Source organism: Halocynthiibacter sp. (assembly GCF_049608145.1).
GTDB lineage: Bacteria > Pseudomonadota > Alphaproteobacteria > Rhodobacterales > Rhodobacteraceae > Halocynthiibacter.
This window is the reverse complement of record NZ_JBMYXF010000001.1, coordinates 95793-115408: the sequence shown is the minus strand read 5'-3', so window position 1 is coordinate 115408 and position 19616 is coordinate 95793. Positions and strand designations below refer to the sequence as shown.

General features: G+C 53.8%; 22 protein-coding genes. 9 read left to right on the top strand and 13 right to left on the bottom strand.

Annotation, left to right across the window (positions count from 1 at the left end; all coding sequences use genetic code 11):
- Positions 1-207 precede the first annotated feature (207 nt).
- Positions 208-1053 (top strand): DMT family transporter, encoded by an 846-nt coding sequence (locus tag ACPGUT_RS00605; RefSeq protein ID WP_423988261.1) that lies wholly within the window; start codon positions 208-210, stop codon positions 1051-1053.
- 77 nt (positions 1054-1130) lie between these two features.
- Complete coding sequence (locus tag ACPGUT_RS00600) at positions 1131-1649, top strand: peroxiredoxin-like family protein (RefSeq protein ID WP_423988260.1); 519 nt, start codon at positions 1131-1133, stop codon at positions 1647-1649.
- 21 nt (positions 1650-1670) lie between these two features.
- On the opposite strand, the gene ACPGUT_RS00595 is transcribed toward ACPGUT_RS00600, so the two are convergent.
- Positions 1671-2129: an Lrp/AsnC family transcriptional regulator gene (locus ACPGUT_RS00595; protein ID WP_107496816.1), complete on the bottom strand. Its 459-nt coding sequence runs from the start codon at positions 2127-2129 to the stop codon at positions 1671-1673.
- A gap of 142 nt (positions 2130-2271) precedes the next feature.
- Between ACPGUT_RS00595 and ald the strand changes: the two genes are divergently transcribed.
- Together ald and ACPGUT_RS00585 are read left to right on the top strand one after the other, a co-directional pair.
- Entirely contained in the window at positions 2272-3390 is a 1119-nt protein-coding gene (gene ald, locus ACPGUT_RS00590; RefSeq protein WP_423988259.1) for an alanine dehydrogenase, read from the top strand.
- A gap of 117 nt (positions 3391-3507) precedes the next feature.
- Positions 3508-4116 carry a sulfite oxidase heme-binding subunit YedZ gene (locus ACPGUT_RS00585; protein ID WP_423988257.1) on the top strand — a complete coding sequence of 203 codons (609 nt, stop codon included), beginning with the start codon at positions 3508-3510 and terminating at the stop codon, positions 4114-4116.
- Positions 4117-4210: 94 nt separating this feature from the next.
- Here ACPGUT_RS00585 and mscL read toward each other — a convergent pair whose 3' ends face one another.
- On the bottom strand, positions 4211-4645 hold the full coding sequence (mscL, locus tag ACPGUT_RS00580; protein ID WP_423988255.1) for a large conductance mechanosensitive channel protein MscL: 435 nt from the start codon (positions 4643-4645) through the stop codon (positions 4211-4213).
- Between the two features lie 163 nt (positions 4646-4808).
- Between mscL and ACPGUT_RS00575 the strand changes: the two genes are divergently transcribed.
- Both ACPGUT_RS00575 and ACPGUT_RS00570 read left to right on the top strand, forming a co-directional pair.
- Positions 4809-5504: a glutathione binding-like protein gene (locus ACPGUT_RS00575; RefSeq protein WP_423988253.1), complete on the top strand. Its 696-nt coding sequence runs from the start codon at positions 4809-4811 to the stop codon at positions 5502-5504.
- Between the two features lie 190 nt (positions 5505-5694).
- Positions 5695-6720 carry a Hint domain-containing protein gene (locus ACPGUT_RS00570; protein ID WP_423988251.1) on the top strand — a complete coding sequence of 342 codons (1026 nt, stop codon included), beginning with the start codon at positions 5695-5697 and terminating at the stop codon, positions 6718-6720.
- On the opposite strand, the gene ACPGUT_RS00565 is transcribed toward ACPGUT_RS00570, so the two are convergent.
- The 5 genes from ACPGUT_RS00565 to pheS form a co-directional block, all read right to left on the bottom strand.
- Entirely contained in the window at positions 6721-7170 is a 450-nt protein-coding gene (locus ACPGUT_RS00565; RefSeq protein ID WP_423988250.1) for a YtoQ family protein, read from the bottom strand.
- Positions 7171-7273: 103 nt separating this feature from the next.
- Positions 7274-9670, bottom strand: coding sequence for a phenylalanine--tRNA ligase subunit beta (gene pheT / locus ACPGUT_RS00560; RefSeq protein WP_423988248.1), 2397 nt, complete (start codon positions 9668-9670; stop codon positions 7274-7276).
- A gap of 78 nt (positions 9671-9748) precedes the next feature.
- Entirely contained in the window at positions 9749-10198 is a 450-nt protein-coding gene (locus ACPGUT_RS00555) for an ASCH domain-containing protein (RefSeq protein ID WP_423988247.1), read from the bottom strand.
- Positions 10195-10545 carry a DUF2513 domain-containing protein gene (locus tag ACPGUT_RS00550; protein ID WP_423988245.1) on the bottom strand — a complete coding sequence of 117 codons (351 nt, stop codon included), beginning with the start codon at positions 10543-10545 and terminating at the stop codon, positions 10195-10197. The genes ACPGUT_RS00555 and ACPGUT_RS00550 overlap by 4 nt, the downstream gene beginning before the upstream one ends.
- Positions 10542-11615, bottom strand: coding sequence for a phenylalanine--tRNA ligase subunit alpha (gene pheS / locus ACPGUT_RS00545; protein WP_423988243.1), 1074 nt, complete (start codon positions 11613-11615; stop codon positions 10542-10544). Before pheS ends, ACPGUT_RS00550 begins: the two co-directional genes overlap by 4 nt.
- A 130-nt stretch (positions 11616-11745) precedes the next feature.
- On the opposite strand from pheS, the gene ACPGUT_RS00540 reads away from it, so the two are divergent.
- A complete protein-coding gene (locus ACPGUT_RS00540; RefSeq protein WP_423988241.1) occupies positions 11746-12927 on the top strand; it encodes an NnrS family protein in 1182 nt (393 codons plus the stop codon).
- 12 nt (positions 12928-12939) lie between these two features.
- On the opposite strand, the gene ACPGUT_RS00535 is transcribed toward ACPGUT_RS00540, so the two are convergent.
- The 4 genes from ACPGUT_RS00535 to pyk all read right to left on the bottom strand — a co-directional run bounded on the left by ACPGUT_RS00535 (position 12940) and on the right by pyk (position 16313).
- Complete coding sequence (locus ACPGUT_RS00535; RefSeq protein WP_423988239.1) at positions 12940-13980, bottom strand: Hint domain-containing protein; 1041 nt, start codon at positions 13978-13980, stop codon at positions 12940-12942.
- A gap of 162 nt (positions 13981-14142) precedes the next feature.
- Positions 14143-14508, bottom strand: coding sequence for a 50S ribosomal protein L20 (gene rplT, locus ACPGUT_RS00530; RefSeq protein ID WP_423988237.1), 366 nt, complete (start codon positions 14506-14508; stop codon positions 14143-14145).
- Positions 14509-14520: 12 nt separating this feature from the next.
- Positions 14521-14721 carry a 50S ribosomal protein L35 gene (gene rpmI / locus ACPGUT_RS00525; protein ID WP_107496800.1) on the bottom strand — a complete coding sequence of 67 codons (201 nt, stop codon included), beginning with the start codon at positions 14719-14721 and terminating at the stop codon, positions 14521-14523.
- A gap of 149 nt (positions 14722-14870) precedes the next feature.
- Positions 14871-16313 carry a pyruvate kinase gene (pyk, locus tag ACPGUT_RS00520; RefSeq protein WP_423988235.1) on the bottom strand — a complete coding sequence of 481 codons (1443 nt, stop codon included), beginning with the start codon at positions 16311-16313 and terminating at the stop codon, positions 14871-14873.
- Between the two features lie 139 nt (positions 16314-16452).
- On the opposite strand from pyk, the gene ACPGUT_RS00515 reads away from it, so the two are divergent.
- Both ACPGUT_RS00515 and ACPGUT_RS00510 read left to right on the top strand, forming a co-directional pair.
- On the top strand, positions 16453-17211 hold the full coding sequence (locus tag ACPGUT_RS00515; RefSeq protein ID WP_423988233.1) for an N-formylglutamate amidohydrolase: 759 nt from the start codon (positions 16453-16455) through the stop codon (positions 17209-17211).
- Positions 17212-17223: 12 nt separating this feature from the next.
- Positions 17224-17541: a DUF1244 domain-containing protein gene (locus tag ACPGUT_RS00510; RefSeq protein WP_423988231.1), complete on the top strand. Its 318-nt coding sequence runs from the start codon at positions 17224-17226 to the stop codon at positions 17539-17541.
- 33 nt (positions 17542-17574) lie between these two features.
- On the opposite strand, the gene ACPGUT_RS00505 is transcribed toward ACPGUT_RS00510, so the two are convergent.
- Both ACPGUT_RS00505 and ACPGUT_RS00500 read right to left on the bottom strand, forming a co-directional pair.
- Complete coding sequence (locus ACPGUT_RS00505; RefSeq protein ID WP_423988229.1) at positions 17575-18759, bottom strand: CaiB/BaiF CoA transferase family protein; 1185 nt, start codon at positions 18757-18759, stop codon at positions 17575-17577.
- A gap of 148 nt (positions 18760-18907) precedes the next feature.
- Positions 18908-19603, bottom strand: coding sequence for a prolyl hydroxylase family protein (locus ACPGUT_RS00500; RefSeq protein ID WP_423988227.1), 696 nt, complete (start codon positions 19601-19603; stop codon positions 18908-18910).
- Between the last annotated feature and the right edge of the window lie 13 nt (positions 19604-19616).

Sequence of the window (19616 nt, the reverse complement as noted above, 5' to 3'; positions counted from 1 at the left end):
GAATGAACACAATACTATTCAACTTTGGAAAACAATACCGCGGCTATACCGGAATTGTACATATATCAGCCAATACAATTTGAATTGTCGAATCCTTTGCTCAGTTGCGATCACCGCAAGCAGTCCTTCAATGGCCACAAATCTAGGGAATCACCCCTGATCTCCTTTTCCATTGCGACCCCGCTTCGAATCTGAAACACCTCGCCCATGGACCGTTCTCTTCTGCCTGCCATTTCCCTGATCTGCGCTGCTATGATCCTGATCCCCGGTGGTGACGCGGCCGGGAAAATCCTGACGGCTGACTTGGGTGTATCGCCATTCTTTGTCGCCTTCAGTCGGTTCCTGATCGGAATGTTGATGTTTCTGCCCATCGTCGGACGCTTTGATCTGCGCCTGTATCTGGACTGGCGGATCTGGCTGCGTGGAGCATTTATTACATGTGGCATCGCGTCGATCCTGACCGCCCTGCGCACCGAAGACATCGCCAATGTTTTTGCCATTTTCTTTGTCGGTCCAATCCTAAGCTATTTTGCTTCCGGCCTGTTTCTAAAAGAACAACTGGATCATCGTCGCACAATTTTGTTGTTGGTCGGGTTCTGTGGCGTGCTGTTGGTTGTGCGCCCCGGTCCGGATATGGGGACGGGCGCATTATTCGCCCTGATGGCCGGGATCTTCTACGGCAGCTATCTGACCGCAAGTCGATGGCTGGCAACCCGCGCAAGACCACTGGAAATGTTGCTGTCCCAACTTGTGATCGGTACGTTGCTACTTGCCCCTATAGGCGTCACCGCCCTGCCAACCTACGCCCCCGAGTTGGTTATTCCTGTTCTGATCAGCGCCTTTGGATCTGCCATCGGAAACTATTGCCTGGTATTGGCCTATCGCCGGGCAGAGGCCTCGCGCCTGGCGCCTTTCATCTATCTTCAACTGATTTCTGCCACAGTCTTTGGCGTGTTAATCTTCGACAGCTGGCCAGATGCCTTGGCCTTTTGTGGCATCGCCTTGTTGCTAACTTCGGGTTTCGCGACGCTGATATTGCGGCCGAAAGCCTGAAACATCACGAAATCGCGATTTGCAAGGACATCCGCAACAGGTCAGATTGCGCGTTGAAACGCATGAAAGGCCATCACATGAAACCGCAAACCGGCAAATCCTTCCCCGCCATCACTCTGCCGACCCTGTCCGGCAAAGAAGTGACCCTTGGCAAAGCATCCGGCGACAACTGGGCGCTTGTTCTGGTCTATCGCGGCGCACATTGCCCGCTGTGCCGCCTACAGCTGAAAGCGATGCAGAAACATGTCGCCGCCTTCACCGAAACCGGCGTTGAAATCATCGTTGTGTCCGGCGACCCGGAAGAAAAAGCCCGCAATTTCCATTCCGACATCAAATTGGATGCAGAGGTAGCCTATGGTCTGTCCATCGATCAGATGAAAGAACTGGGTCTTTATATTTCAGAGCCACGCAGCGCGGCAGAAACCGATCGTCCCTATGCGGAACCGGGCCTGTTTGTCGTGAACAATGAGGGCATCCTGCATCTCGCAGATATTTCAAACGCACCGTTTTCTCGCCCGGATATGGGCGCGATCGCTGGTGGTGTGAAGTACATCCGCGAAAACAATTACCCGATCCGTGGTGATTACAAAGGTTAAACCCTTTCCTGCTCTGCCGGGTCAGACCGGCAGGGCAGTTGTCTTGAACACCGTACGCAGCGCAAAAGAACTTTGCATCTGCGTCACCCCAGGCAAACGTGACAGATGTTGACGATGGATACGCGCAAAATCTTCGGTATCCAGCGCCACAACCTTCAGCACATAATCTGACTTCCCGGCCATCAAGTGGCATTCCAATACATCCGGGATTTTGGCAACCGCACGTTCAAATGCATCCAGCACCTCATCCGCCTGGGCCGCAAGGGTAATTTCCACAAAAACGGTCGTCGGACGGCCCAATTTGCGCGGATTTAAAAGCGCAACGTAGTCCTTGATATAACCTTCGGCTTCCAGCCGCTGCACACGTCTGTGACAGGCGGATGCCGACAGGTTAATCCGTTCTGCAAGCTCGGCATTGGACATCCGACCACTTTTTTGAAGTTGAATCAGTATTCGTCGATCTACGCTGTCGATGCTCATAATCTTCGTGGATTCTTCTGATAATTTCGCATTACATCGAAGATACTTCATATTTACCGACATTACACCCCATAAATTCCCAGACAATTGCTTGGCATCCTTGCGACAGTCTGTCTCAGGAGAATTGAGAGAGGAACTCAAAATGAAAATCGGTTGCCCCAAGGAAATCAAACCCCAGGAATTCCGCATCGGCATGACACCTGCCGCGGCTCTGGAAGCTGTGAACAACGGTCACGAAGTCTTCATCGAAGCTGGTGGCGGCATCGGTGCTGGCTTTGCTGATGAAGATTACATCGCGGCCGGCGCGACAATGCTGGACACCCCCGCTGAAATATTCGCAATTGCGGACATGATTGTGAAAGTAAAAGAGCCACAGCCGGGCGAGCGCAAGATGCTGCGCAAGGGTCAGCTGCTGTTCACATATCTGCACCTGGCACCCGATCCCGCGCAGACCAATGATCTGATCGAAAGCGGCTGTACGGCGATTGCTTACGAAACCGTAACCGACAACAACGGCGGCCTGCCCCTACTTGCGCCTATGTCCGAAGTTGCGGGTCGTCTTGCCCCACAGGTTGGCGCATACACATTGCAAAAGGCCAATGGCGGTCGCGGCGTTCTGATGGGCGGCGTTCCTGGTGTGGCCCCTGCGAAAGTTCTGGTCATCGGCGGCGGTGTTGTTGGCACCCACGCAGCAAAAATCGCTGCTGGCATGGGCGCGGATGTGACCGTTCTGGATCGCTCTCTCACGCGTCTGAAATATCTCGATGACGTCTTTGGTGGCACCTTCAAGAACCAATACTCCACTGCAGGTGCGACGGCTGAATTGGCGGCTGAGGCTGACATGATCATCGGCGCGGTTCTGATCCCGGGCGCGGCTGCACCTAAGCTGATCTCGCGCGAACAGTTGAAAACACTGAAGCCTGGTGCTGTTCTGGTTGACGTGGCGATTGACCAAGGCGGTTGCTTTGAAACATCCAAAGCCACCACCCATGAAGACCCCATCTATGAGGTCGACAACGTGATGCATTACTGCGTGGCCAACATGCCAGGCGCCGTTGCACGCACATCCACAATTGCCCTTGGCAACGCGACCCTTCCTTTCATGCTGGCACTGGCCAACAAAGGCTGGAAGCAAGCTTGTAAAGACGATGGTCACCTGCTGAACGGTCTGAACGTACACGCCGGTAAACTGACATACGCAGCCGTTGGCGAAGCCCTCGGCATGGACAGCATCACACCAGAAGCTGCTCTCGAAATCTGATCTCTCTCCTGAAGATCAACACCTAGGCCGGGGGAAACTCCGGCCTTTTTTTGCGCAAAATATCGACGGAAAGCAGCCCCTGCCCCGTATCACTAAAAACAGTGATAAGGCACCTACATGAAGAACCGATTTTCAGTATTTTTCCCATGGCTTCTTTGGGTCATTTTGGCGATCCCCGCGTTGTCAATGCTTTCAGAGGCGATCTCAGGAACTTCGTCAGATCGCTTTGAAAACCTGTTGCATCCCACGGGTGAATTTGCGGCACGCTTTATGATCATCTCATTGCTGGCCACCCCATTATGCATGCTCTTGCGCGGTTGGCGCGGCCCGGCATGGCTGAAACGGAACCGACGTTATTTTGGTGTGGCGGCTTTCGGGTATGCGGCATTACACCTAGGGTTTTACGTCATCGATAAAGCTGCCCTTGCACCCATGTTGGCGGACCTAGCAACGCCACCCTTCTGGTTTGGCTGGCTTGCTTTCGCAATTTTTGTTCCCTTGGCGGTGACATCATCGGATTACTTTGTGCGTCGCCTTGGTCCTAACTGGAAAGAACTTCAGCGTTGGAACTGGGTCGCTGCGGTCTTGATCGTTTTTCACTGGCTAACAATGGACAACGGAAAAAGCCTCGGCCCAGTGCTTGTGCATTTTACGCCCCTCGCGCTTCTAACAGGGTATCGCCTTTGGTACTGGTACTTACGTCCACGTCCTCAAACCACACCATAAAAACAGAACGGGCCCGTCATTGCTGACGAGCCCAAACCTGTATGCGGAGGGTTACCGGAGTAATTTACCTGCGCCCCCCGTCTGCACGATATACTTACTTCTTAACAAGAGAATCACGGATCTCAAGCAAAACATCGATCTCAGACGGACCAGCGGGGGTTTCCGCCGCAATTTCTTCTTCTTTTTTCGCCGCAGCGTCTTTTACCTTGTTCAGGTAACGCACCATCATGAAGACAACCCACGCGATGATCAGGAAGTTGATAACCGCCATCACAAAGGCGCCCCATGCAAAAGCAGCTGCACCCGCTTCGCGTGCCGCTTCAAGTGATGCATAAACCGTGCCGTCACCACCTAGGATGATAAATTTGTTGGTGAAATCCACACCACCCGTAAACAGACCAATGATCGGATTGATCAGATCAGCAACCAGTGATTTCACAATTGCGGTGAAGGCCGCACCGATGATCAGACCAACCGCCATGTCCATGACGTTGCCTTTTGCGATAAAGTCTTTGAATTCCTGTAGCATTTCTTGTTCCCTTACTATCAAGCCCCAGTGAGTGTTCGCTTGCGCAGATGTATAGTGCACCTGCCGCACAGAGCCAAACCTGTTCACGGGGGAAATCGTACCTACATTTCCCCAGACAATCCAGGCAGGATTTCTGCCCCTAAAAACAGATAAAGGAAATACGATGTCTGATCTTTCACAATTCCCAATTACCAAACGCTGGCCTGCTGAAAACCCTGATGCGATCCAGCTCTACTCATACCCGACACCCAATGGCGTAAAGATCTCAATTGCGCTGGAAGAAATGGGCCTGGCATATGAACCACATCTGGTTACACTGTCTGACAGTGATGTAAAAAGTGACGAATTCCTGTCCCTGAATCCGAACAACAAAATCCCCGCAATCATCGATCCCAACGGGCCGGACGGCAAGCCAATCGGCTTATTTGAAAGCGGCGCTATTCTGATTTACTTGGCTGAGAAAACCGGCAAGCTGATGCCCGAAGGTCCCGCAAAATACGAAGTTTTGAAATGGCTTATGTTCCAGATGGGTGGCCTTGGCCCCATGTTGGGTCAGCTTGGTTATTTCTACAAATTCGCTGGCGCCGAAATCGAAGACCCCCGTCCCCGTGAACGTTATATCGGTGAAGCTAAGCGTCTGCTGGCCGTATTGGACAAGCAGATGGAAGGCCGTGACTGGATCGCCGGGGATTATTCTATCGCAGACATAGCAATTGTACCTTGGCTGCGGGCCTTGGATTTCTATGGCGCAAAAGAAGTGTTGGAATTTGACAAGCACACCAACATCCAGGCCTGGCTAAATCGCTTTCTTGAACGACCCGCCGTACAAACAGGTTTGAGAAGTCCAAATACAAACTAACTTTTAGACAGGTTTATTAACCACTTATGCAGATTTACGCCGGGTCACAGTGTTTTCGCGCAATTGTGACTCGGCTGAATTGGTTTGGGTGTATATAGCGGAAATGTGGTTTTCAAATTAGTGATTTGTTAACTAATTAACCTCTTTCCCAGTGTTTTGTTTTTCTCGAAATAACCCTGAGAAGACAGAAATGCCCATTACTGAATTAATCGTCAACGGCACGTTCAGCGCAGGTTCTTCCGGCTGGTCTGGCACTGATATAGAAATCAATCCTCACTCCTCCTATATTCCAGGTTCGTCCACGGATCTCGCGGCGGAAATCGATGGGAACCGTTTTCAGACAACTGTACTGCAGCAAAGCTTTACGGTCCCTCACGCCGATGCCACCCAGCTGACATTCGACGCAGCCCTGCGAACTGCAGAGAACAATGTTGGCGGTGATGGATTTCGGGTTGAGATCCTAGACAGCAACGGCATCGTAATTGCGACCCAAGATTTTTTTCCCACCACACATACGCTAAACGCACAAACAATGTCCGTCAGTTTTCCTGCTGGTGGCACATATACTCTGCGCTTCACTGAACTTGGCGACAACGACAGCCTTGGGGCGATCGTTGATAATGTTTCGCTTCTGGTCTGTTTTGTGAATGGCACGCAAATTGTCACACAAAGCGGCGAAAAACCTGTGGAAGAACTGGAAGAGAGCGATATGATTCTGACGCGCGACAGCGGGTTTCAGCCTTTGCGCTGGATAGGATCACGCCGTGTAACAATCTTTGAGCAAAAAAAGGACCCGAAACTGCGTCCTGTCGTTTTTCAGGCTGGCAGCCTTGGCATCAATGCGCCCCATACAGATTTGCGTGTATCCCGTCAGCATCGGATGCTGATCTCGGACTGGCGTTCACAATTGATGTTCAACGAAGGTGAAATCCTGACCGCTGCCGTGCATTTGGTCAATGGGAACAATATTTTTCATCAACCCGCCGGTGACGAAGTCATTTATTATCATTTCATGCTGGATCAACACGAAGTGGTCATGGCCAATGGATCTTGGGCAGAAAGCTTTCTGCCGACTGAAACGTCTCTGCGTGGCCTGTCAAAACCGGCCCGGGAAGAAATGAATACGCTTTTCCCGGACCTTCTGACAAATGCAGCATCAGGCCCCACCGCCGCACGAACGGTGGCAGAAGGCCGCCTTGCACGTGTTCTGGGCTGATCAGCCAGGCAGTTGGCCCGTAAGGACATATTGCAGGATCTGCGCCACCTGTCGCGGCTCTTCGCAAACGGCCAGCGCTGCCGCATCAACTTCTTTCAGGGCATGTTGGTGATCTGCACCGTGCAGTACAATCAGGCTTTTCCCCAAGGCCGCAGCATAACCCGCATCAAATGCCGCATTCCATTGTTTGTATTTCTCGCCAAAGCGCACAACCACAACATCCGCATCTTCAATACCTTTACGGGTGCGGATCGCGTTCACTTTTGCACCCAGGTTATCGTGCCAGAATTTCTTGTCTTCCGCCCCCAAGATCGTAACGCCGCAATCATCTGATGCATCGTGATCTGTCACAGGTGCTGCGAACTGCACATCCAGCCCCGCGGCGCCTTTGATAATTTCCTCACGCCAGTCGGTGTGAATTTCGCCGGAAAGATAAACCTTCAGTGTCATATAATGTCTCCTGTGTCTTTTCCTGCAGAATAGGGCATTCACCACGCTGCGCCACAAAAAAGGCCCGCCAAAAGGCAGGCCCTTATTCATTTGTCATCACAGATTAACCGCGAAGTGTGCCGCCGGTGGCTTTACCTACCTTGGCCACGATCTTTTCAGATACGGCTTCGATATCTTTTTCCGTCAGGGTTTTATCCCCTGGTTGCAGACGCACAGTGATCGCAATGGATTTCTTGTCCTCACCCAAAGACCCGCCAATGAATTCATCAAAGACACGCACGTTTTCGATCAGTGCTTTGTCAGCACCACCTGCGGCATTTACGATATTCAGAGCTTCTACATCGGTATCCACCACAAATGCGAAATCACGTTCAACCGCCTGTAGATCAGAGATCTTTAGTGCATCGCGAGTTGCTGTTTTCTTCTTCGCATACGGGGCCGCTTCCAACAGCACTGTAAACGCAACTGCAGGGCCTTTGACGCCCATTTTCGCAAGTGTCTTGGGGTGGATTTCACCGAAAGTCGCGAGAACTTTTTTCGGACCAAGACAGATTTTACCGTGACGGCCAGGATGCCACCAGCTTTGCGCGTCACGCATGATCTGCGCCTTCGCAGGTGCACCGATGGCCGCCAGCACCGCCTCAGCATCAGCCTTGGCGTCATAAACATCCACCGCACGGCGTTCGCCATGCACATCTTTAGGGCCAGTGTGGCCGATCAGAATGCCCGCGGCCTGAATATGCTGTTCCTCAGGTTCGCCACCGTGAAAAGCAGGACCAACTTCAAACAACGCCATATCCGCAAAGCCACGCGCCTGGTTGCGGGCGGCGGCTTGCAAGAGCCCTGGCAGCAGATCCGGACGCATGTGACTCATTTCAGATGAGATCGGATTGTCGAGCTTCGTGGCATTTGCCCCGCCCTCAAACAATTCCGCAGATGCCTGATCGATAAAGCTGTAAGTCACACATTCATTGTACCCCAGCGTCGCGATTGTGCGTCGCGCCATGCCTTCACGTTTCTGCATCGGCGTCAGAATTGGCTTTGGCACACCCACTGTTTCACGCAGCAAAGGCTTGCCTTCCAATTTGGTCAAAGACGCAACACGGGCCACTTCTTCCACCAGATCAGCAGCCCCCTGCACATCCGGGCGCCAGCCCGGTACATGGGCCATGTCGCCTTCCATAACAAACCCCAGATCGGTCAATGTCTGGCGTTGTGTGTCCGGCGCAATTTCCATACCCACAAGGCTTTGCACACGATCTGTGTCCAGCTTATAGGCACGCGACACATCGGGCACTTCACCCGCTGTGATCACGTCAGAAGCTTCGCCACCGCACAGATCAATGATCATCTGTGTGGCCAATTCCATTGCCGGTGCGTTGAAGTTCGGGTCGATCCCGCGTTCGTTCCGGTAACGTGCGTCAGAATTAATCTTCAGCGCACGCCCGGTTTTCGCGATCTGGATCGTATCCCAGAATGCGGCCTCAAGGATTACATTTGTGGTATCCTCAGTGCACCCAGTGTGCAGCCCGCCCATGATGCCCGCGATGCTTTCAACGCCAGAATCATCGGAAATCACCACCATACCTTCGCGCATCGTGTATTCTTTTTCATCCAGCGCGACCAAGGTCTCGCCACCTTTTGCGCGATGAATACGCAGGTCACCCTGCACCTTGTCTGCATCAAACACATGCAGCGGACGGTTCTGATCATAGGTGAAGAAGTTCGTCACATCCACAAGGGCCGAAATCGGGCGCAGGCCGATGGCTTTCAACTGTTGTTGCAGCCACGCCGGGGATGGGCCGTTTTTCACGCCTTTGATCAAACGCCCCATGAACACAGGGCATCCATCAGCAGTATCTGCATCAATCTTAATATCGAACGGCGCTTTGAACGTTCCTTCAATCTTTGCTTCAGGCGCGGGCTTCAGCACACCAAGGCCACGGGCTGCCAGATCTCGCGCAATGCCACGCACGCCCAACGCATCCGGACGGTTCGGCGTGATTGCGATGTCGATCATCACATCAACCTTGGCCGGATCATTTTCCGCCAGCCAATCCACAAAACGATCACCAACCTCGCCTGAGGGCAGTTCAATAATGCCATCATGTTCGTCAGACAGTTCCATTTCACGTTCAGAGGCCATCATGCCGTGGCTTTCAATGCCGCGGATCTTGCCGATCTGAATGGTGGTGTCGATGCCGGGCACGTAAACACCCGGTTTCGCGACAACAACGGTGATGCCCGCGCGTGCGTTTGGCGCACCACAGATAATCTGCTTCATGCCTTCATCAGTCTTCACCTGACACACATTCAGACGATCCGCATCCGGATGCTTTTCTGCGGTTTCCACATAGCCCAAGGTAAAATCCGCCAGACGGTCCACAGGGTTTGCCACCTCTTCCACCTCAAGACCCAGATCGGTCAGAGCGTAAAGGATTTCATCAACAGAAGCCTCGGTATCGAGGTGCGTTTTCAGCCAGGACAGAGTGAATTTCACGGGTCTCGTCTTTCATTATCTCGCGGTCGCAATGTGCTTATAACATTGCCCGCCTGCGGAAAAGGGGGGATCGCGGTGTCAGAGACGCTCGCGCAGGTCTTCGACAACTTCGAACACTTCAAACACCAATAGCATTTCGGGGTCAAAGCCGCCGGACTTGCTGAAATGTTTCTGCTGCATCATGCGCCAGTCATCCAGCGGCAGATCGCTTTCCTGACGTGCCTGTTCTTCGGTCACGTCGCAAAAACGAATATTGTTCACAGTCATGGTGCGCGTGATCAGGGTTGGCGTGCCATCCCAGAGGGTTGCGATGTCGCAACGGCCGGGCTTGGGCAGCGCTTCGGGTTCGGTGGCAAATTCGCGTAAAGCTTCGCAATTCGCGGTTTTCTTGCCCGCGCGCACCAGTTTCAGCAGCTTTTCGCACTGCGCTTGGTTCCCGCCAAAACGGTAAGAGCCCGCACCTGGATAGGTCTTTTGAAGGTCTTCGAAGTCGTCGTTGTCGGTTACGGATTTATCTTCTTGCGTCATAACTCGATCCCTAACTTTTCAGCTGCAACTTGTTTCGTATATGCGATAGCCAAATCTTTAATCATGCCCAATGTCATTCCTCCGACTTGAGCAATTCCAACTTTTGTTCTTTCCCACACCGCCTCATTACGGATGACATCAAGGTAATCATGCCCCCCAGCAGTCAGCCGATAAGTCGAGTTTCCAACCCCAACAACCAATCCCGCGTCAGATAAGAGTAACACATGGTATTGCTTCCGCCGTTCGTCTTCAGGCATACCCAACCATTCGGGAACTAAGATCAGCCAGTCCTTTTGTTCTTCAAACTCGAAAAGCAAATCACGCAAAAAGTCATCGTCGCGCTTCATCCGCTCACGCCACCATGCAGGTTTGGTTGCACCATTGGGTTAAACCCATAGTGACGCAGCCAGCGCAGATCTGAATCAAAGAAAGCGCGCAGATCGGGAATGCCGTATTTCAGCATGGCAAGGCGGTCGATCCCCATACCAAAGGCAAAGCCCTGGTATTCCTCAGGATCCACACCACCGGCTTTCAGAACTTTCGGATGCATCATGCCGGACCCCAGAACTTCCATCCAGCCGTCACCTTCGCCAATGCGCAGCTGCCCATCGACCCAGGAACACTGAATGTCGACCTCGGCAGAAGGCTCGGTAAACGGGAAATGTGACGCACGGAAACGGGTTTTGATGCCCTCAATCCCAAAGAAGGCCGCAAAGAATTCTTCCAGCACCCATTTCAGGTTCGCCATGGAAATGTCTTTGCCAATCGCCATGCCCTCAATCTGGTGGAACATCGGCGTGTGGGTCTGGTCGTAATCAGAACGGTACACACGGCCCGGCGCAATCACGCGGATCGGGGCACCGGTTTTTTCCATCGCACGGATCTGCACAGGCGACGTATGCGTGCGCAACACATGTGGCGCGCGTTCGTCATCTTCATCGCGGTGCATATAAAACGTGTCAAATTCCTGACGCGCCGGGTGATGCGGCGGGATGTTCAGGGCGTCAAAGTTATACCAGTCGTTTTCGATCTGCGGGCCTTCCGCCACAGAGAAACCAAGATCGGCAAAGATCGCAGAGATTTCTTCGGTCACCTGGCTGATCGGGTGAACTGTACCTTTGCCACGGGTGCGGCCCGGCAGGGTCACATCAAGCCATTCTTCCGCCAGACGCGCATCAAGGGCAGCATCGGCCAAGGCGTCTTTCTTTGCAGCAAGGGCAGAATTGATCTCATCTTTCAGCGCGTTCAGCTTTGGGCCGGCCACCTGGCGTTCGTCCGGGGTCATCTTGCCCAACTCACGCATTTTCAGGCTGACTTCGCCCTTTTTGCCCACCGCCTGCAGGCGCAGTTCTTCCAGGCCAGCCTCATCAGAGGCGGCGGAAATAGCGGTCAGGTATTTGTCTCTCAGATCATCCATCGGGCGGCTCCTGCAATTCGTTGCAGTCCTGCTATCATATGAAGGATGAAATGCAAGGGAACGCGACGGATTATCATATTGCATCCGCCCCCCCGACCAGGCCAGATACGCAAAAAGAAGGAAGCCCGCGATGCCCACCGACAAAGCCCCGACCAAAACCCCGGCTATTCTGCAAGGTGGGTTTCGCATTCTGTTTCTGCTTGCCGCTCTCTGGGCCGCTTATGTGATGATGGCCTGGATCGGGTTCTGGGCCGCGGGCACCGAATTGCCATCCGGTGCCATGCTGCCCCAGGACTGGCATGTGCATTCCCTGCTCTATGGGTTTGCACCCGCTGTTCTGGGCGGGTTCCTATTAACCGCGATCCCGAACTGGACCGGAACAAAGATGATCACCGGCACACCCTTGGCGCTGATCGCCACACTCTGGGCGTTGGGACGGGTTGCGATCTGGCTGTCAGGCAGCCTGCCCCTGATCATTGTCATCCTGCTGGATGTGTCTTTCCTGCTGGCGCTATTAATCATTTCGGCGCGCATTTTAATAAAGTCTGGCAATAAAAAGAACATGCCCGTATTGGCGATCATCCTGTTGTTCCTGATGGGGCAGGTGTTTTTTGATGTGATTTCACTGGCAGGCGGCTATGCCTCTGTCACTCCCGGCGCAAAACTTTCCATGAGCGCGATCATCCTACTGATCAGCCTGATTGGTGGGCGCATTGTTCCCGCATTCACCCGCAACTGGTTGGTCAAAAAAGGCGCGGATGATCTGCCCGTGATGTTCAGCAGATTTGACAAAGTCGTAGTGGGCCTGTCTGGCGTGACATTGCTCAGCTGGGTCATGACACAAGCCAACTTGATCACCGGACTTCTGATGTTAATCACGGGTGCATTGCATCTTATCCGCCAAGGTCGCTGGCAGGGTCAGCAAACCGGATCCGCGCTGATTGTGATGATGCTGCACCTTGCCTATCTGTTTATTCCGCTTGGCTTTATTCTGCTTGGCCTGTCCATGACGTTCCCTATGTCTGTCCCCGCAATGGCGGGTCAACATGCTTGGCTAAGTGGTGCTATGGGCGGCATGATGCTGGCTGTCATGACACGCGCCAGCCTTGGTCATTCAGGTCGGGAATTGCGCACAACTTGGCGCGAGATCTTCATCTACAGTATGATCCTGATCGCATCTTCAATTCGTGTCATTGCGGCTTTTCCGTCTCCCGATTTTCTGCTGCATATCGCCGCCACAGCTTGGATTCTGGCCTTCACCGGGTTTGCCATACTATATTCCCCTGTGCTGTTCACAAAATCCAAGAGTTAAGGCAAAGCGGGTTCAGGCCAAATCCAAGACCAGTGCCTCCGAACCACGGATCACCTGTAGGGCGGTTGCACCATACTCTTGCGGTTTTTCACTAAGTTCAGGGAAAATTTCAAGCAATTCATTAAGCGTGTCGTGCTCCAAAAGATCCAGTGCCTGCCTTCCCGGGAAAAAGCTTTCGGTCCGGACACCTTCAGACGTTATGATCTGATGTTGATCAAACATGATATGCACATATGTCACGCAAGCGCGGGGTGTCTGGTGGATTGTTTTGCCATTCACAAGCGCGATGGCTGGAACCAATACTTCTTCTCGCCCGAAATACAGTTGCGCCTGCCAACCTGTCAGCCGGACTCTGTGCTGAGGAGAAATTGAAAGATCGCGTCTGGCGCCCAATGTTCCTTTGCAAATAGTAACAGGCGCTAGGTTATGGAACCCTTTCACACGCCTTTTTGCGGCCCAGGCAACCAATTGAACACCATTGTCAGCGGTGATCACCGGATCTCCGACGGAGATATCCTCAACGTTGCGCAACCCTGCCGGGGTTTCAATCTGTGTTCCCGCTGAGAAACAAACCTGGCCGCGGGTATGGGGCGCCTGGGTGGCATTTCCATTCTCATCGATCTGAACAGAGGTACTGCCGACGTTGGTCGCAAGCGTCGTAGACGTCGTGCCGCTGGCATGGCCGTTCGTCGCAGTGATCGTGCCGCCACTCCCCAGCGTGTAAAAATTCAGAACATCGTTCGGGGACGCCGAAGTATCTGTCAGCGCAATACCTTCAAAGTTCCGGTTCCCGTTGCTGGTTGGTGCGGTTATCCGAAAGTTCAGAGCATTGCCGTCAAAAACATAAACCGTTCTGCCACCGCCCGCCGGGAAGGTTTCGACAGCAGGATCAGTAAGCGAAAACTGAAGCCCTTGTCCCCCACCCTGCTGATACAGTGAAAGGCGAAAATCAGCCGGATTTTCCCCGGGATTCAGGGTGACTTCGACGAACTCCTGCGTCGAAGAACTATTCGCATAATTGTTCGAATAATGCAGCTCACTGATATAGGCCACGCACTTAATCCTGCACTCATTACTTTGCTCTCAACCTGCGCGGCGCATTTTTTGCGCTCTGTCAGCAGATTGCTAAGCAATGAATCAACTTACAGGTGATAAGTCAAACGAAAAGCCCCGCGAAAAATCGCAGGGCTTTGAATTTTTGAACTATTTTCGCGCTTACGCAGCGAGAGCAGCCTGTACTTTTTCAACGATTGTGCCGAAAGCTTCTGGTTCGTTGACCGCGAGGTCAGCCAGAACTTTACGGTCAACTTCGATGCCAGCCAGTGTCATGCCGTTGATGAAACGGGAATATGTCAGGCTTTCGTCGTGTGAACGCACAGCAGCGTTGATACGCTGGATCCACAGCGCGCGGAAGTTCCGTTTCCGGTTCTTACGGTCGCGTGTTGCGTATTGGTTCGCTTTATCAACAGCTTGGGTTGCGGTACGGAACAAACGGCTCCGTGCACCATAGTAACCTTTGGCTGCTTTGACGATTTTCTTGTGACGGGCGTGAGTGACGGTGCCACCTTTAACTCGGGACATATCAGATTCTCCTTAGCGAGCGTATGGCATCATGGACTTGATGATTTTCTCATCAGGTGCCGACAACGTTGTGGTGCCGCGTGCGTTACGCAGGAATTTGTTGGTGCGTTTGATCATGCCGTGCTGTTTACCAGCCTGGGCAGCGACAACGCGACCTTTTGCCGTCACTTTGAACCGCTTTTTGCAGCTCGATTTTGTCTTCATCTTTGGCATTTCCGTCTCCTCTTAGGGCGGTGGTTAAGCGCGACTCGGCATGCCATCCAAGGCCGGTCACACAGTAGAAAGGGCCGTATAGGTGCAAATCAGGGATTCCGCAAGCCTGAAAAACAGGGAAATTCCCCAGATTTTGCGCCACCGTAATCTTATGGCTGCGCACTGTAAATCAGGCTTTGTTCACAAGGCGCAACCCGCAGAATATTTGTGGTGCCCGGAATGTTAAACGGCACGCCTGCGGTGACAACAATCTGGTCTTGCGTGGTGGCGATACCACTGTCCACAGCCGCCTGCGCCGCAGACAGAACCGCCATTTTAAACCGGTCCACTCCAGCGGTCATCATACAGTTCGTTCCCCAAGAAAGACACAACCGGCGCGCCGTTTTTTCCAAAGGCGTCAGGGCAATGATTGGAACACTCGGACGCTCACGTGCCACCAAGAGGGCCGTCGTGCCCGATTGGGTAAAGCAGCAAATTGCTTTAATCTCAGTTGTTTCAGCAATCTCACGCGCCGCCACAACGATCCCATCCGCGACGGACGTGCGTTCGACTTTGCGTGACGCATCAATCACCTTGCGATAGGTCGGGTCATTCTCAACCTCAATCGCCACATTGTTCATAGTGGTCACGGCCTCGACCGGGTAACTGCCCGCGGCAGATTCCGCTGACAGCATGATCGCATCCGTGCCTTCATAAATCGCGGTTGCCACGTCGGACACTTCTGCACGGGTCGGCACAGGGCTTTCGATCATGCTTTCCAGCATTTGGGTCGCTACGATCACCGGTTTCGCCGCCGCACGACAGGCCCGGATCAGACGTTTCTGGATCGGCGGCACCGCATGCACCGGCAGTTCAACCCCCAAATCGCCACGGGCCACCATGATTCCATCAGACACCGCCAAGATGTCATCAAAGGCTGTCACAGCCGCAGGTTTCTCGATCTTGGACAGAACCGCCGCCCGGCCTTTGGCCAAATCACGTGCTTCCTGCACGTCTTCGGGACGTTGCACAAAAGACAACGCCAGCCAGTCCACACCAAGTTCGCAGACATATTCCAGATCAGATCTGTCTTTGTCTGAAAGTGCGGCCAGCGGCAGAACCACATCCGGCACATTTACGCCCTTCCGATTAGAGATCTCTCCCCCAACGGCAACGGTACAATTCGCAAAATCATCCCCACAATCATCAACGGTCAGACGGATCTTGCCGTCATTCACCAGAAGGGAAGAACCGGGCGTTAGCGCCTGGAAAATCTCAGGATGTGGCAGGCGCACGCGGGTGGCATCGCCATCCGCCTCATCCAGATCAAAACGGAACTTCGCACCTTCTTCCAGCTCATAGAAATCCTCAGCGAACACACCACAACGCAGCTTCGGCCCCTGAAGATCCGCCAGGATAGCAATCGGACGGCCACAGTCTTTTTCCACCTGACGGATTATCGCGTGGCGTTCTCCGATTTCATCCTGGGTGCCGTGACTCATGTTCAGGCGAAACACATCTGCGCCCGCTTCAAACAGCGCGCGGATCATTTCATAATCATTTGACGCAGGCCCAAGGGTCGCCACGATTTTCACATTGCGCATCCGTTTCATAACCTGCTCCTTAAACATGGGCGTTCACCGCCTTTTGATATCGCTAACGGCGTTATAAAACCAAACACGCCCTGGCTGCAACTGGCGCATCCGCGACAGATTGCTTAGAAGGTGCCTAACCCAAAGCAATGACTGATTCATGACAAACCACTCTGCCATCACCCCCGCAGCCTTCACCACCATCGGCGCAGACCGTCCGTCGCGCTGGGTGATCACCTGCGATCACGCAACAAACAAAGTGCCTGCCGACATCAATGGCGGTGATCTTGGCCTGCCTGCGAAAGATATGAACCGCCACATCGCCTATGATGTGGGTGCGGATGGGGTCAGCACGCGTCTGGCAGAACTGTTGGATGCCCCTTACGTGCGCAGCGAATTTTCCCGTCTGGTGATCGACCCGAACCGGGGCGACAATGACCCAACGCTTGTGATGAAACTTTACGATGGGTCCATCATCCCGGCAAACCGCCATGTGGATGCGGATGAGGTTCAGCGCCGCCGCGAAACCCTACACAAACCCTATCATGACGCCGTGTCCGAGGTGATTGCACGCCGGGAACAACCGCTGATCTGCGCCATCCACAGCTTCACCCCGCAACTGAAAGGCGGCGATATGCGCCCCTGGCATGTGGGTGTTCTGTTCGCAGAAGATGACCGCCTGGCCCGACCTTTCCTGGATCTGATCTATCAGCAAGATGACATCTGCACCGGCGAAAACGAACCCTACGGCGGCCACCTGCCCGGTGATGCGCTGGATCGTCACGCCATGCAGCCCGGTCACCCGAATATTCTGATTGAGGTCCGCAACGATCTGATCGAAACTGAAACACAGCAAAAGGCCTGGGCAACCCGCCTGGCCCCCATCCTGCAACAGGCGCTGATCAACAGCGGCCTTTAAGGAGCCATGACCATGGACGACCAAACCCGCCTTGAAATCGAAGCCGCAGCCTTTCGCCGTCTGCAAAAACACCTGATGGAAGACCGCCTGGATGTGCAGAATATCGACATGATGAACCTCGCCGGTTTCTGCCGCAACTGTCTCGCGCGCTGGTACCAGGAAGCCGCTGTTGAGCGCGGTATTGAGATGGACAAAGAAGAAGGTCGCGTGGCGTTCTACGGCATGTCCACAGCAGAGTGGAAAGAAAAATACCAGTCTAACGCAAGCCCAGCGAAACAGGCCGAGTTTGAGGTCGCATTTGCGGAAAACGTGCTGAAAGAAAAAAGCTGATCAAGATTGCGGGGGCCACGGGCCCCCGTTTTCTTATGCGCTGATACCTTTGCGGATTAACGCCTCAATCTCTCCGGCTTCCAGCCCCAGACCTTCCAGAACCGCCCGGCTGTCCGCCCCGGCTTCCGGTGCCGCGTTGTTCACCACAGGCGTTGCCTCCCCCGCGATAAACCCGGCGCCCGGCAGGCGCAGATCATTGCCGACGTCCTGCAACACTGCCCGCCCAGTTAGCTGCGCTTCTTGCAGGGTTTCCTCAATATAGCGCACGCGCGCGGCAGGCACATGCGCGGCGTTTAACAGATCTTCCCACTCTGCGGCAGTCTTTTCCTTCAGGCGCGCTTCAAGCCAGGCTTCATCCTCAGCCACACGTTCACCCAAAGCCGCACGGGGCGTTGCTGCGATCGCCTCTGCCCGCGCTTCATCTCCCAGGGCCGCCATCAGATCCGCAGCCTGCGCATTGGTATAAGCCCCGACCATCAACGTGCCTTCCGCCGTTTCGTAAGCCCCGTAACAGGCGTATTCCTTGTCCCGATTGCCATTCGGGCGCGGGGCCTGGCCCGTGGCCTGACATCCGACCACATTCGCGGACATCAGCATCAGGGCCGCATCCAGCATAGACACATCAATCACCGCGCCCTGCCCGATACGTTCCCGCGCAAACAGCGCCGATGAAATCGCCATGGCCGCCTGCAAGCCTGTGCCGTAATCCACCACCGGCGGGCCGATACGCACAGGGCCGCTGTCTTGCGTGCCATTGCTGGCCATCATGCCTGAAAACGCCTGAATAACATTGTCATAGGCCGGATCATTTGCCTTCGGCCCGGTGCGACCAAAGCCGGACAACATACAGTAAATCAGCTTGGGGTTATGCTGCGCCAGTTGTTCCGGCAAAAGCCCCAGATCTTCCAGACAATGACTCGTGTAATTCTGCACAACGACATCGGCACTGGCGACAAGTTTTGCAAACACCGCCTGGCCCTCCGGCGCTTTCAGGTCCAACAGCAGGGATTTTTTCCCGCCCGCATGGGCCTGATATCCCAACCCGTAACCGCGCGCATTGCCCCCGGCATCCGCCCCTTCAGCCCGTGTCATATCCGGCTTGTCTGGCGCCTCGATCTTGATAACCTCTGCCCCCATCGCCCCTAGTTGATGGGCGCAGAACGGCCCGGCATAGACATGGGTCAAATCCAGAACCCGAACACCTTCCAGAAACCGCATAGCACATCCTCCCCGCGCTGCATTTCACAGCGAGGCTCGGCGCATTTTCACGGGTGATCTGTCCTGTTTACGGCAAAGTTCGCGACACCCGTACCCTTCTTGCAAGGTAGCCACATGCCGCACTGATCCGCCTGATAGTCTGACAACACTATGGCGAAACAGAACCATCCTGCCTTTCACGCTGCATCTGCGTCAACTCGCGCATTGACATAGGTGTCGCCATCCAGAACGACAAAATACTTTTCTCTCCGCTTGTCACAGGCAGACCGGCATGAAGACTCATAGGGTGAATACCCGTACTTCCCCCAGGCATATTCTGCCAGACGACCAGACGACCGGCTTTTGGATGAACGCTGGTGCCCAGTCGCGGGAACTCTGTCATCCCCCCCTCAAAGTCATCGTTCAGATAGAGAATACCAGTGTAAATTCGCACAAGAGGCCGGGCTCTCTTGCTCTCGATGCCATCCCGAAAAGAGCACGCATCAATGTGCTGTTTATATTCCCCCCCGGTCTTGTAGTGAAGCAACGCTGGTTCTTCACAGAGTTCCTCAGGGAGATTTAACAGCGCAGTCACACGCTCACGCAGTTTATCGACAAATGCGTTCTCCCCGACAGCGAACCGCTTTTCTTTCGACGAACGATACTCCGTCTTCACTTTCTCATCAGTAAGCCCAATTTTCGCTTCTGCAAAAGCCCTCGGGTCAAGGCCATTCAGAAAGACCTGCAACTTTTCTGGCCTTACAAAATCATCAACATAGCCAAGCAGAGGGTTCAGGGACAAAATTTTTATGCGTTCCAACAGATCCGCTTGTTCCGGGACTGCAGTCACAGATTGCTCTGACATAGATGGACCTCAT